The organism is Niveispirillum irakense DSM 11586 (genome assembly GCF_000429645.1).
Lineage (GTDB): Bacteria > Pseudomonadota > Alphaproteobacteria > Azospirillales > Azospirillaceae > Niveispirillum > Niveispirillum irakense.
In genome coordinates, this window is record NZ_AUCG01000016.1 from 303,700 (window position 1) to 315,969 (window position 12,270).

Consider the following 12,270-nt stretch of genomic DNA (forward strand, 5'->3'; position numbering starts at 1 on the left):
GAATTTTAAACGTCCATTATCGCGCCAGCCCCCTAATACTTTCTCAGGACATGCGCACATGTCCCGTTCAGCTACCCCTTGTCGCGCATCACGCGCGGGTAAGGATGCTAGTGGGGCCGATATCCCGCCGCAACGGGACCGAAAAGGGAACGACTAAAAAAGCAAAAATCGTGCGCGCACCTATTGGTGCATCGCATCGAAAACAGCCAGCACAAGGCTGGCGCGCCCTACCGTGACAGGAAGCGGACCTGAACAGGCCGCCCCCGCACCAGGGGCAAATCGCAGACGCACAAATCCGCGCGATCCATCAGATCGCGCGGTTCATGCTACGGCGACAGCCGCTCAGCCCAGGGCCTTGATACGGCCGGACAGGCGGGACAGCTTGCGCGACACGGTGTTCTTGTGCAGAACGCCCTTGGTCGCACCGCGCATCAGCTCCGGCTGAGCGGCCTTGAAGGCCTCGGCGGCGGCGCCCTTGTCGCCGGAAGCAATAGCGGTTTCGACCTTCTTCAGGAAGGTGCGGATGCGGCTGACGCGAGCGCGGTTGACCTCAGTCCGGCGGGCGGTCTGACGGATGCGCTTCTCAGCGGACTTGTGATTGGCCATGGAAAACCTTTACGCGGAACTTGGATGTGCCGTAGGAAGCGGCGCTTATACAGGGGGTCCGGCTGAACGTCAAGCGGGTGAAGGCAGCCCGCCCATGCCAAAGTTGCGACTCTCAACCGGTCAATTCTGAGTCCTGTGTAGTCATGGCGGTTTTTGACCAGAGCAGGGAATAATGATAGCGCAGTTTTTCACAGATATAGGGGGCTGATTGAAAGCAGACACCCAATTCTGGGGGGACTGACGATTCGGGCCTGCTTCCCGGATCAACCAGGAAAGCTCTAGCACAAATCGCCCTTGGATCTCAGCGCTGACACCGCCCGCAATAGAAGGTGGACCGGCCGGCCTGGGTGATCCGGCGGATCAGGCCAGCCGGGTCTCCGTCATGACCACAGGTCTGGCACGGCTCATCCTCCCGGCCATAGACCCGGAAATTATGCTGGAAATAGCCCAACTCCCCATCCGACTGCACAAAATCCCGCAAGGTGGAACCGCCGGCGGCAATCGCTTCCGTCAGCACATCGCGGATCACGGGCACCAGCCGGGCAGCATCGGCCCCCGCAACGGTGGCGGCCAGCCGGTCGGGCGCGATGCCTGCGCGGAACAAGGCCTCGCACACATAAATGTTGCCAAGCCCCGCCACGATGCGCTGATCCAATAGCGCCGCCTTGATCGGCGTGCGGCGGCCTGCCAGCCGCGCCGACAATACCGCCTCGCTGAACCCATTGCCCAGCGGCTCCGGCCCCAACCCTGCCAGCATGGGGTGGGTTTCCAGCGCCGTCTCCGGGAACAGGTCCATCGCGCCGAACCGGCGGGCGTCATTATAAGTGACGACACAGCCATCATCGGTATGGAACACCAGATGGTCATGGGTGCCGGGCGCACCGGCAGGGCCCGGCTGCACCAGCATCCGGCCCGACATGCCCAGATGGATCAGCCAGACCAGCCCGCCTTCCAGCCGGGCCAGGATATATTTGGCCCGCCGGTCCAGCGACAGGATGCGCCGCCCCGTCAGGCTGGCGGCAAAATCCGGCGGCAGGGGAAAGCGCAGATCGGGCCGGTACTGATCCACCCGCGCCAGTACCCGCCCCTCCAGCTTCAGCGCCAGACCACGGCGGACGGTTTCAACCTCGGGCAATTCGGGCATGGGAAGGCTCCCTTGAGCGGGTCATACTAGCCGGCGGTGATAGGCCGTAATCCCCCTCATGTATATGCCGCCTGTCATTCTGCAAAGTCTGGCGGCCACGCTATAATGTCGGCCCTTTCCCACCCCGATCCCGGCTGTGGGACCAGGGCGGGAGGGCCGAGCATGGGCTGGAATCCGGACCAGTATGAGTTGTTCCGCGCCGCACGGGAACGGCCCGGGCAGGATTTGATCCGCGCCCTGCCGCCCCTGGCGCCGGAAAGGATCGTCGATCTGGGCTGCGGCACGGGCTATCTGACCCGGCAACTGGCGGATAATTACCCCCATGCACGCGTCATCGGCGTGGATAATGACCGGGCCATGCTGGCCAAGGCCGCGCATGAGCCGTCCGGCGTGGTGTGGGAGTTAGGGGACGCCGCGCAATGGCGCCCCGAACGGCCCATGGACCTGATTTTCTCCAACGCGGCCTTGCACTGGCTGCCACGCCATGGCGCCCTGTTCGGCCATCTGGCGGGTGCGCTGGCGGCGGATGGGGTGCTGGCCATCCAGATGCCGCGCAATTTCGACGCCCCGTCCCACCGGCTGCTGCGCGATCTGGCCGGCGAGCCGGAATGGGAGGAGGCGCTGCACGGGGCCCTGGACCATGAGAATGTACTGACACCCGATGCTTACTGGCGGGTACTGCGCCCCTATTGCCGCACGGTGGAGATTTGGGAGACCGAATATCTGCACGCCCTGCCCGGGCCCGATCCTGTGCTGGAATGGGTAAAGGGCACCACGCTGCTGCCGGTCATGCTGCGCCTGGACGAGGATGCGGCGGCACGCTTCCGCGATGCTTATGCACAAAGCCTGCGCCATGCCTATCCGGCGGAAACGGACGGCACCACCTTGTTTCCGTTCCGCCGCCTGTTCATCATTGCCCAGAAATGACCCGCCAAAGGCGGGCTGGAGGAAAAACGCATGCCCCTGAACGTGTTTGAGGTGACGCTCTATGCCATGGTGATGGCGGGTGGCACACAGCCCTTGACCTGCAGCCGCCAGGACGCGACGGAATCGCTGGTGATGTGTACGAATGGCATCGTCGCGCGCCAGGATGAGAAGGGAAATATCCGTTATTCCAACGGGGTCACCGTCACCAAGACGGCAGACGGCAACCCCAGCTTCTCCAACGGCATCCAGTCACATTGGGGCAGCGCCGGGTGGGTGCAGTTCACCAACGATGTCGCCGTGCGCCGCAACCCCGACGCCACCTTCAAGAACAGCAAGGGCCTGGTCTGCCGCATGCTGTCGGAGGAGAAGTCCACCTGCCAGAAAGGGTGAGCGCTTTTCGCCTCACCCCAGCAGCTTCTCCGCCGCCCGCATGAAATCATGGTCCAGCGGGGGTGGGGAAATATCCATATCCTCCGACAAACGCTCCACGATGTGGCGCAGCACCTCCACCCGCGCATACCATTTCGCATCCGCCGGGATCAGATGCCAGGGGGCGCTGGGCGGGCTGGTATGGGCGAACATCTCGTTGATCGCCTCCTCATAGGCCGGTCGCTTGGCCCGGTTGCGCAGATCTTCCTCGGTCAGTTTCCAGCGCTTGTACGGATTGTGCAGCCGTTCGTGGAAACGCTCCTTCTGTTCCTCGTCGCTGATATGCAGGAACAGTTTCACGATGCGCACGCCGTCATCGGTCAGCATCCGCTCAAACTCGTTGATTTCCCGATAGGCGCGGCGCCATTCAGCCGGCTTGGCGAAGCCTTCCACCCGTTCCACCATAACCCGCCCATACCAGGACCGGTCGAAGATGGCGAAGGTGCCCGGCTCCGGCAGGCGCTGCCAGAAGCGCCACAAATAATGCCGCCCCTGCTCCTGCGGCAGGGGTGCCGCGATCGGCCAGACATGGGCGCCGCGCGGGTCCATCGTCTCCGTCAGGCGGCGGATCGCCCCGCCCTTGCCAGCAGCATCCCAGCCTTCAAACACAATGATGGCGCGTTTCTTGGCATGCCAATAGGCCTGCTGCACATGCATCACGGTCTGCTGCAGGGCGGCCAGTTCCCGCTGATAGCTTTCCTTATCGGCATAGCGGTGGCTTTTCATATCCACCCGATCCAGGCGGGGATGGTCCTTGTCGGCGCGGCTCATTCAATATCACCTTGGGCGGTTACGCGGAGGCCGGGCGTATAACGCCCCACTGGCGGGATCGGGCCAGAAGGCCACCTATTCCGTCCATGGATTGTAACGCTCATGTTACAGGCCTTGCCATGCGGCTTTTATTCGCCGACCCATGATCCCCTCGGACAAAGACTCTGGCAAACGGAGATTGATACGGTGAAGAAGGTCTTGATGGCGGGGGCTTCGGCCCTGATCCTGTCCATGGTTGGTGCGGCGGCAACCATGCCGGCGCTGGCCGCCGGCAGCACGACGCAGGTGGCACAGACGGATACGAAGGCGCAGATGAAAGACAATCCTTTCTTCCAGGAATGGAAGACCCCGTTCGGCGTTCCGCCGTTCGACAGCATCAAGCCCGCCCATTTCCGCCCCGCCTTTGAAAAGGCGATGGAAGAGCATCTGGCGGAAATCAAGGCCATCAGCGAGAACAAGGCCGCCCCGACCTTCGCCAACACCATCGATGCGATGGAAAAGTCGGGTGAGAGGCTGGACCGCGTGTCGAGCGTCTTCTCCAACCTTACCTCGTCCAACACCAATGACGAGCTGCAGAAGATCCAGCGCGAGACGGCCCCCCTGCTGGCCGATCACAGCAATACCATCAACCTGAATGCGGCTCTGTTCGCCCGTGTCGATGCGCTTTACAAGCAGCGCGCCACGCTGAAGCTGACGCCGGAACAGGATCGCGTGCTGGAACGCTACCATTCCGGCTTCGTGCGCGCCGGCGCCGAGTTGAAGGGCAAGGACCGCGAGCGCGTGGCCGCGATCATGCAGCGCCTGGCCGTGCTCTCGACCGAGTTCAGCCAGAATGTGCTGGCGGACGAGAAGGAATATAAGCTGGTCCTGACCAGCAAAGACCAGTTGGCCGGCCTGCCTGATTTCGTGGTCGCTGCCGCGTCCCAGGCGGCCAAGGAACGGGGGGAAGAGGGCAAATATGTCATCACCCTGTCCCGCTCCTCGATCGAGCCGTTCCTGACCTTCTCCGATAATCGCGGCTTGCGTGAACAGGCCTGGAAGGCCTGGATCGCCCGTGGCGACAATGGCGATGCGCACGATAACAACGCCATCATCAAGGAAATCGTCCAGCTCCGCATCGAGCGGGCCAACCTGCTGGGCTTCAAGACCTTCGCGGAATACAAGCTGGCCGACACCATGGCCAAGACCCCGGCAGCCGTGAACGACCTGCTGATGCAGGTGTGGGAGCCGGCCAAGGTGCGCGCGGCGGAAGAACGCGACGAGATGCAGAAGCTGGCCGCCTCTGAAGGCCAGAATATCCAGATTGAGCCGTGGGACTGGTATTATTACGCCGAGAAGGTCCGCAAGGCGAAGTACGACCTGAACGAAGAAGAGATCAAGCCGTACTTCCAGCTCGACAAGATGGTCGAGGCGATGTTCTACACCGCCAACCGTCTGTTCGGCGTCACCTTCACCGAATTGCAGGGCGTGCCCACGTACCATCCGGACGTGAAGGTCTATGAGGCCAAGGACAAGAACGGCAAGCATCTGGCCGTCTTCTACAGCGACAATTTCGCCCGCCCGTCCAAGCGGTCCGGCGCCTGGATGTCGAGCCTGCGCGACCAGCAGAAGCTGGCCGGCGACATCCGCCCGATCGTGCTGAACAACAACAACTTCGCCAAGGGCGCCGAAGGTCAGCCGACCCTGCTCTCCTTCGACGATGCAACGACCTTGTTCCACGAATTTGGCCATGGTCTGCATGGCATGCTGTCAGAGGTCACCTATCCGCGCGTCTCCGGCACAAGCGTGCTGCGCGACTTCGTGGAATTCCCCAGCCAGGTGCTGGAACATTGGGTGGCCGAGCCGGAGATCCTGCAGAAATTTGCCGTCCATTATCAGACCGGCAAGCCGATCCCGAAGGAACTGCTGGACAAGATCATCGCCTCGCAGACCTTTAACCAGGGCTTTGCCACCGTCTCCTACACCTCTTCGGCCCTGGTCGATCTGGCCTATCACAGCCTGACCGATGCCAAGAACCTGGATGCGGATACGTTCGAGCGGGAGACGCTGACCAAGCTGGGCATGCCGAAGGAAATCGTCATGCGCCACCGCAGCCCGCACTTCCTGCACATCTTCTCCGGCGACGGCTATTCGGCCGGCTATTACAGCTATATGTGGGCTGAAGTGCTGGATGCCGACGGCTTCAACGCCTTCAAGGAAGCCGGGGACATCTTCGACCCGGCCCTGTCGAAGAAGCTGTACGAGAATGTCTATTCCGCCGGCGGCTCCCGTGATCCGATGGAAGCCTATATCGGCTTCCGTGGCCGCGCGCCCAAGGTGGATGCGCTGCTGAAGAATCGCGGCCTGCTGGATAACCGCGTGAACTGATCACCCTGTTTAAGGGTGATGGCAAAGGCGCTCCCGGCAACGGGGGCGCCTTTTTCTTTGGTCGGGGGACCGATAAACCGGGTCAGGAAACCTTGGTCAGCGTCACATCCCGCGCCGTGCCCGCCCGCAGCGCATCCAGTTCCTTTTGCAGCTTGTCAGCCCGGCTCTGGTGCTGGCGCTCAGCCTTGCGATGGTGATGCTGCCCAACCCAGACGGTAAGCCCCCCCAGAAGGAACCCGACCACCAGCGTCACCAACACCAGCGCGAAGGCCGGCACCTCCACAAAGAAGGGGAACGGCCACAGGCTGAGTTGTACCGGCATCAGGTTGGAGACGGCGAAGGAGATGGCGATGACCGTGAGCGGCAAGGTGATCAGCCAGGACAGGTAACGCACGGGGCTTGCTCTCTCTTGTTATCGGCCCGGATAGGGCGCCTGGAAAAAAAGACGGCCCCGAAGCATAACGCCGGGGCCGTCAAAAGTTTCCAGCAAATCCGCCATAACGGAGAATTTGGCGGAACAGGTGGCATGCGCAGAACAGGGACCAGACGCATGCCGGGGGATCACACGATCATCGCCCCGATCAGCAGGGCGAAGGACAAGCCCAGCAGGGCGGTGGATACACGTTCCAACCGCTCCAGGCGCTCGCGCGCGCTACGCAACGATCCGGCCATCTCGGCATAGGCACGTTGGGGTTGTGGCATCCTCGACCCTCCATGGCAGACGCCTCGCAAGAGGCGCTGGTCGTAAAAAGCCGGTCCGGCCACAATCGGGAGGGAGTTGCTGGGGGGCCTTTCTGTCACCCGGCTGCAACCGAACCGTCATGAAAGACTGCCCCCAATCGGGATCGGCCACAAGAGATAAAGTCAGATTATAACCTTCTGTATCGGATTTCCGAAATTTCCTTAGTTGCGGCGCAACAGGAAAAGGCCCTGCTCCCCCAACCAATTGGCACGCGCAGAAGCGGCAGGATGGGGCAGAGGGCGCTCGCCAGCGCCCAGAATGACACTGCGTTCTATCGATATGCCCGCATCATCGCACAGGGTGATGAAATCGCGGATGGTGCAGAAGTGGATATTGGGCGTCTCATACCATTGATGGCCCAGCCGGTCGGTAACCGGCATCCGCCCCCGCAGCAACAATTCCATCCGCACCCGCCAATAGCCGAAATTGGGCAGGGAGATGATGGCATAGCGGCCAATCCGCACCAGATGTTCCAGCACCTCACGCGGGCGGCGGGTGGCCTGGAGCGTCTGGGACAGGATGACATAGTCGAACCCGTCGGACGGATAATCCTTCAGGTCGGTATCAGCATCGCCCTGGATAACCGGCAGCCCATGACCGACGGAACAGCGCACCCCGTCCATCGACAGTTCCAGCCCCCGCCCGTCCACCTGCTTGCGGCGGACCAAAGCATGCAGCAATTCACCATCGCCGCAGCCGACATCCAGCACACGGGCGCCCGGCTGCACCCATTCGACAATCCGTTCCAGATCGGGCCTTATATGCCCGTTCGTCTCATGCCCCGCCATGATCAGATCACCCTACCCTGGCGGCCAGGCCGCGCCGTTCCGCATTGCCATCCACGAATCCGCGCACGACCTGATAAAATTCCGGCTCATCCAGCAGGAAGGCGTCATGCCCCTTGTCGGTCGTGATCTCCACGAAGCTGACATTGGCCGCCACGGAATTCAGCGCATGCACAACCGCGCGGCTTTCGCTGGTCGGGAACAGCCAGTCGGACGAGAAGCTGACCAGACAGAAGCGCACCGGCGTGCCTGTGCGCTTGCCGTCCGGCCCCGTCACCTGGAAGGCATTGGCCAGCACCCCGCCATGGTCAGCCGCCAGATCGAAATAATCCATGGCACGGGTGATATAGAGATAGGAGTTGGCGTCAAACCGCTCCACGAAGCTGATGCCCTGGTGGCGCAGATAGCTTTCCACCTGGAAATCGGCATCAAAGCCGAAGGTGACAGCCTTGCGATCCTGCAGGTTGCGGCCGAATTTGCGGTGCAGCGCCGCCTCGGACAGATAGGTGATGTGCGCCGCCATGCGCGCAACCGACAGGCCCTTGGTCGGCTTTGTGCCCTTGTTCAGGTAATCACCGCCACACCATTCCGGATCGGCCATGATCGCCTGGCGGCCAACCTCATGAAAGGCGATGTTCTGGGCGCTGTGCCGGGCGGCGGTGGCGATGGGCAGGCAGCAATAAACCTTGTCCGGGTAGGAGACGGCCCATTGCAACACCTGCATCCCGCCCATGGACCCGCCAATGACGCAGAAAAGCTGGTCAACGCCCAGATACTCCACCAGCAGGCGCTGGGCCCGCACCATGTCTGCAATGGTGATGACGGGGAAATCCAGCGCCCAGGGCTTGCCGGTGACGAGGTTCAGTTCCTTCGGCCCCTCGCTGCCCATGCAACTGCCGATGACGTTGGAACAGATGACGAAATAACGATCGGTATCGATCGGCTTGCCGGGGCCGACCATCAGGTTCCACCAGCCGGGCTTGCCCGTCACCGGATGCTTTTCGGCAACGTAATGATCACCGGTCAGTGCATGGCAGACCAGCACCGCGTTGGTGCGGTCGGCGTTCAATGTGCCATAGGTCTGATAGGCGATGCGGAAGCCGCCCAGTTCCACCCCGCTATCCAGCCGGAACGGCGTATCCTGGCCCAGAACGACGATCCTGGCCGGGGAAAGGGGCGGATTTCCAGGGGAAAGAACCTTGGTATCGGGAAGCGCGGCGGTCATTACAAGTCCTGCACAAACCGCGCCGATTGCCGGGCGGCGGCATCGGCGGCCGGGTGCCTACAGCTAGGGAACCGGCCCGGCGGGTGTCAATGTTTTCTTTGCTTTTGGAACAGTGCCCGCTTACTACTATCCGGCCCTGTACGGTAGATTTTTTCCGGCTTTCCATGTCCCCCACACCCACGCTGGACGACCTGCGCCGCGAGATCGATGAGATCGACGTGGCCATCCACAAGCTCCTGATGCGGCGCACCGAAGTGGTGCAGGAAGTCGCCAAGGTGAAGCCGGCGGGACGTCCCTCCATCCGGCCCGGCCGGGAGGCGGAGATTATCCGTGCCCTGGTCACCCGCCATGACGGCCTGTTCCCGGTGCCGGCCCTGGTCCGCATCTGGCGGGAGATGGTGGCCGCCTTGACCCGCATCCAGGGGCCACTCGCCGTCGCCGTCGTCTGCCCGGACGATCAGCGCAGCGCCCTGTGGGACAATGCCCGCGACCATTTCGGCAGTTCCACCCCGGCTTTTGCCGTCAACACCCCCATGGCCGCCATGCGCGCCGTGTCGGATGGTAATGCCGTGCTGGCCGTCGTGCCCTGGCCGGAGGAAGAGGATCAGGACGCCTGGTGGCGCTTCCTTGTCTCCCCCGACCCGAAAACGCCGCGCATCATCGCCCGCCTGCCTTTCCTGCGCTATACCGGCCAGCAGGTCGGGCGCGAGGGGGGGGACGCCCTGGTCCTGGCTGCTGTGCCCATGGAAGCCACCGGCGATGACCGCACCCTGCTGGCGGTGGAATTCACCCAGGATATCAGCCGTGGCCGGTTGAAGGATGTGCTGGAGGCGGTGGGCTTCACCACCTTGCAGCTCCGCACCCATCATCTGCCCGGCGGGGCCGGGGCCGTGCATCTGGTCGAGGTGGTCGATTTCGTCCCCTCCGACGATCCGCGTCTGGCGGCGGTTGCGGCCAAGCTGGGCGACAATGCCGTGCGCGTGCTGCCCATCGGCGCCTATGCCACCCCCATCATGCTGACCCGGCCCTGATCTGTCCTGATCAAGGACAGGTCGCCCGGCCCTAAGCCTTTCCACCGTCCTCCTGCCAAGGTTGCCTTCATGACCGGCCCGATCCCCAATCCCGGTATCCTGGACATCGCCCCCTATGTCGGCGGGGAGGCCCATGCCCCCGGTGCCGACCGGTTGATCCGGCTGGCCTCCAATGAAGGCGCCCTGGGTCCCAGCCCCAAGGCGATGGAAGCCTATCGCAACCTGACGGGGGAGCTTCACCGCTATCCCGATGGCACAGCCAAGGCCCTGCGGGAGGCGATCGGACGCCGCTATGGCTATGATCCGGCGCGCATCGTCTGCGGCGCTGGCTCGGACGAGCTCCTGCAGCTTCTCGCCAAATGCTATGCCGGGCCGGGGACGGAGGTACTTTATTCCCGTCACGGCTTCCTGATCTATCCGATTGCCGCCAAGTCGGTGGGCGCCACCGCCGTGGCCGCCCCGGAAACGAACCTGAAATCCGATGTGGATGCCCTGCTGGCGCGGGTGAATGAACGCACGCGCATCGTCTTCATCGCCAACCCGAACAACCCGACCGGCAGTTATCTGACCGCGCGCGAACTGACCCGCCTGCATGCCGGCCTGCCCGAGCATGTGCTGCTGGTGATTGATGCCGCCTATGCGGAATTTGTGCGCACCAATGATTACAGCTCCGGCGCGGAACTGGTGGAAAGCTTCCCCAACGTCGTCATGACGCGGACCTTCTCCAAGATTTACGCGCTGGGCGGGCTGCGGCTGGGCTGGGCCTATTGCTCCAGCAATGTGGCCGATGTGCTGAACCGGGTGCGCGGGCCCTTCAACATCTCCTCTTCCGCTATCGCCGCCGGCGTGGCCGCGATGGAGGATGTGGAATTCGTTGAGAAGTCCCGCATCCTGAATGACGAGAACCGCAACTGGTTCGTGGAACAGGTGCAGGCGCTGGGCCTGAAGGTCCATCCGTCCGTCGCCAATTTCGTGCTGGTCGATTTCAGCGAGCAGTTGGGCCAGAAGGCCGACCCGGAAGCCGCCCGGCAATTGCTGAAATCACGCGGCATCCTGGTCCGCCAGATGAGTTCCTACGGCCTGGGCAACTGCCTGCGCATCTCCATCGGCCTGCGGGAAGAGATGGAGCAGGTGGTGAAGGGCTTGGCTGATTGGGTGCATGGATAATCCCAGCCCCATCGGCATCGTTGTGCCGGCCATGGGATTGGATGATCCCGGCCGGCATGATAGTGACGGTGGCTTAACTCCCCGAAGGTAGCTTTCCCATGACCGCCCCGCTTTTTACCCGCGTCGCCATTGTCGGCTTCGGCCTGATCGGTTCCTCGATCGCGCGGTGCGTGGCGGAATATCCGGGGCTGGCCGGGGATGTTGTCTGTATCGACCGCAGCCAGGCCGTTTGCGACCGGGTGATGGAACTGGGGCTGGCCGCCACCGCCAGCCCGGATCCGGCGCTCGCCGCCACGGCTGATCTGGTGGTGCTGGCCACACCCATCGGGGCCTTCGCCGATCTGGGCGCCGTGATCTGCCCGCATCTGAAGCCCGGCACCATCCTGACCGATGTCGGGTCGGTGAAACAGTCGGTGCTGCGTGATATCGGCCCGCATGTGCCCGAGGGCGTGCATTTCATCCCCGGCCATCCGCTGGCCGGCACCGAACATTCCGGCCCCGATGCCGGGTTTGCCGCCCTGTTCAAGAACCGCTGGTGCATCCTGACCCCGCCTCCGGGCGCGAACCCGGATGCGGTGGAGAAGCTGGCCGCCTTCTGGCGCGGCTGCGGCAGCCAGTTGGAGATGATGGAGCCCGGCCACCATGACCGGGTGCTGGCCATCACCAGCCATCTGCCGCACTTGATCGCCTATACCATCGTCGGCACGGCGACCGATCTGGAAGACCATCTGAAATCGGAAGTGATCCGGTTTTCCGCCAGCGGCTTCCGCGATTTCACCCGCATCGCCGCCAGCGACCCCGTGATGTGGCGCGACATTTTCCTGAACAACCGGGAAGCCGTGCTGGAAGTGATCCAGCGCTTCACGGAAGATTTGACCGCGTTGCAGCGTGCCATCCGCTGGGGCGAGGGGGAAAAGCTGGAAGAATTATTCACCCGCACCCGCGCCATCCGCCGGTCCATCATCGACGCGCGGCAGGCCTGAGGGGCCCTTCCCCCCTCCCCCTCATCCGAATGACCCGGCCGCCCTCCCCCGATGACGGCATGCGCCATCTTGTAAGCCCCGGCCACTTTGATA

At 63.0% G+C, this 12,270-nt stretch carries 13 protein-coding genes; 6 read left to right on the forward strand and 7 right to left on the reverse strand.

The window, feature by feature from the left end:
• Positions 1–342 precede the first annotated feature (342 nt).
• Both rpsT and mutM read right to left on the reverse strand, forming a co-directional pair.
• On the reverse strand, positions 343–606 hold the full coding sequence (gene rpsT, locus G473_RS0104870) for a 30S ribosomal protein S20 (RefSeq protein ID WP_029012183.1): 264 nt from the start codon (positions 604–606) through the stop codon (positions 343–345).
• Between the two features lie 301 nt (positions 607–907).
• Complete coding sequence (gene mutM, locus G473_RS0104875) at positions 908–1,750, reverse strand: bifunctional DNA-formamidopyrimidine glycosylase/DNA-(apurinic or apyrimidinic site) lyase (RefSeq protein WP_029012184.1); 843 nt, start codon at positions 1,748–1,750, stop codon at positions 908–910.
• Positions 1,751–1,912: 162 nt separating this feature from the next.
• On the opposite strand from mutM, the gene G473_RS0104880 reads away from it, so the two are divergent.
• Both G473_RS0104880 and G473_RS0104885 read left to right on the forward strand, forming a co-directional pair.
• Entirely contained in the window at positions 1,913–2,677 is a 765-nt protein-coding gene (locus G473_RS0104880; protein ID WP_029012185.1) for a methyltransferase domain-containing protein, read from the forward strand.
• A 30-nt stretch (positions 2,678–2,707) separates the two neighbouring features.
• Positions 2,708–3,067 (forward strand): hypothetical protein, encoded by a 360-nt coding sequence (locus G473_RS0104885; protein WP_029012186.1) that lies wholly within the window; start codon positions 2,708–2,710, stop codon positions 3,065–3,067.
• Positions 3,068–3,079: 12 nt separating this feature from the next.
• Here the strand turns inward: G473_RS0104885 and G473_RS0104890 are convergent, their stop codons facing one another.
• Positions 3,080–3,877: a polyphosphate kinase 2 family protein gene (locus G473_RS0104890; protein ID WP_029012187.1), complete on the reverse strand. Its 798-nt coding sequence runs from the start codon at positions 3,875–3,877 to the stop codon at positions 3,080–3,082.
• 186 nt (positions 3,878–4,063) lie between these two features.
• Here G473_RS0104890 and G473_RS0104895 point away from each other — a divergent pair, with 186 nt between their 5' ends.
• Positions 4,064–6,244: a M3 family metallopeptidase gene (locus tag G473_RS0104895; RefSeq protein ID WP_245579990.1), complete on the forward strand. Its 2,181-nt coding sequence runs from the start codon at positions 4,064–4,066 to the stop codon at positions 6,242–6,244.
• Between the two features lie 82 nt (positions 6,245–6,326).
• Here G473_RS0104895 and G473_RS25130 read toward each other — a convergent pair whose 3' ends face one another.
• The 4 genes from G473_RS25130 to metX all read right to left on the reverse strand — a co-directional run bounded on the left by G473_RS25130 (position 6,327) and on the right by metX (position 8,996).
• The gene (locus G473_RS25130; protein WP_035705696.1) at positions 6,327–6,638 is read right to left on the reverse strand and encodes a LapA family protein; all 312 of its coding nucleotides are present in this window, start codon (positions 6,636–6,638) and stop codon (positions 6,327–6,329) included.
• 167 nt (positions 6,639–6,805) lie between these two features.
• Positions 6,806–6,946 (reverse strand): hypothetical protein, encoded by a 141-nt coding sequence (locus G473_RS30200; RefSeq protein ID WP_154667262.1) that lies wholly within the window; start codon positions 6,944–6,946, stop codon positions 6,806–6,808.
• A 201-nt stretch (positions 6,947–7,147) separates the two neighbouring features.
• The gene (gene metW / locus G473_RS0104910) at positions 7,148–7,774 is read right to left on the reverse strand and encodes a methionine biosynthesis protein MetW (protein WP_035705375.1); all 627 of its coding nucleotides are present in this window, start codon (positions 7,772–7,774) and stop codon (positions 7,148–7,150) included.
• Between the two features lie 7 nt (positions 7,775–7,781).
• Entirely contained in the window at positions 7,782–8,996 is a 1,215-nt protein-coding gene (metX, locus tag G473_RS0104915; RefSeq protein ID WP_029012190.1) for a homoserine O-acetyltransferase MetX, read from the reverse strand.
• A gap of 164 nt (positions 8,997–9,160) precedes the next feature.
• Here metX and G473_RS0104920 point away from each other — a divergent pair, with 164 nt between their 5' ends.
• From G473_RS0104920 to G473_RS0104930, 3 genes are all read left to right on the forward strand, one after another.
• Positions 9,161–10,027 (forward strand): chorismate mutase, encoded by an 867-nt coding sequence (locus G473_RS0104920; RefSeq protein ID WP_029012191.1) that lies wholly within the window; start codon positions 9,161–9,163, stop codon positions 10,025–10,027.
• Between the two features lie 69 nt (positions 10,028–10,096).
• Positions 10,097–11,194, forward strand: coding sequence for a histidinol-phosphate transaminase (hisC, locus tag G473_RS0104925; protein WP_029012192.1), 1,098 nt, complete (start codon positions 10,097–10,099; stop codon positions 11,192–11,194).
• A gap of 98 nt (positions 11,195–11,292) precedes the next feature.
• Positions 11,293–12,177, forward strand: a complete 885-nt coding sequence (locus tag G473_RS0104930; RefSeq protein WP_029012193.1) for a prephenate/arogenate dehydrogenase family protein — start codon at positions 11,293–11,295, stop codon at positions 12,175–12,177.
• Positions 12,178–12,270 lie beyond the last annotated feature (93 nt).

Coding starts and splice junctions, on each gene's coding strand:
- G473_RS0104890 (WP_029012187.1), bottom strand. CDS start 3,877: ATGAGCCGCGCCGACAAGGACCATCCCCGCCTGGATCGGGTGGATATG.
- G473_RS0104885 (WP_029012186.1), top strand. CDS start 2,708: ATGCCCCTGAACGTGTTTGAGGTGACGCTCTATGCCATGGTGATGGCG.
- mutM (WP_029012184.1), bottom strand. CDS start 1,750: ATGCCCGAATTGCCCGAGGTTGAAACCGTCCGCCGTGGTCTGGCGCTG.
- metX (WP_029012190.1), bottom strand. CDS start 8,996: ATGACCGCCGCGCTTCCCGATACCAAGGTTCTTTCCCCTGGAAATCCG.
- G473_RS30200 (WP_154667262.1), bottom strand. CDS start 6,946: ATGCCACAACCCCAACGTGCCTATGCCGAGATGGCCGGATCGTTGCGT.
- G473_RS0104930 (WP_029012193.1), top strand. CDS start 11,293: ATGACCGCCCCGCTTTTTACCCGCGTCGCCATTGTCGGCTTCGGCCTG.
- G473_RS0104880 (WP_029012185.1), top strand. CDS start 1,913: ATGGGCTGGAATCCGGACCAGTATGAGTTGTTCCGCGCCGCACGGGAA.
- metW (WP_035705375.1), bottom strand. CDS start 7,774: ATGGCGGGGCATGAGACGAACGGGCATATAAGGCCCGATCTGGAACGG.
- G473_RS0104920 (WP_029012191.1), top strand. CDS start 9,161: ATGTCCCCCACACCCACGCTGGACGACCTGCGCCGCGAGATCGATGAG.
- hisC (WP_029012192.1), top strand. CDS start 10,097: ATGACCGGCCCGATCCCCAATCCCGGTATCCTGGACATCGCCCCCTAT.
- rpsT (WP_029012183.1), bottom strand. CDS start 606: ATGGCCAATCACAAGTCCGCTGAGAAGCGCATCCGTCAGACCGCCCGC.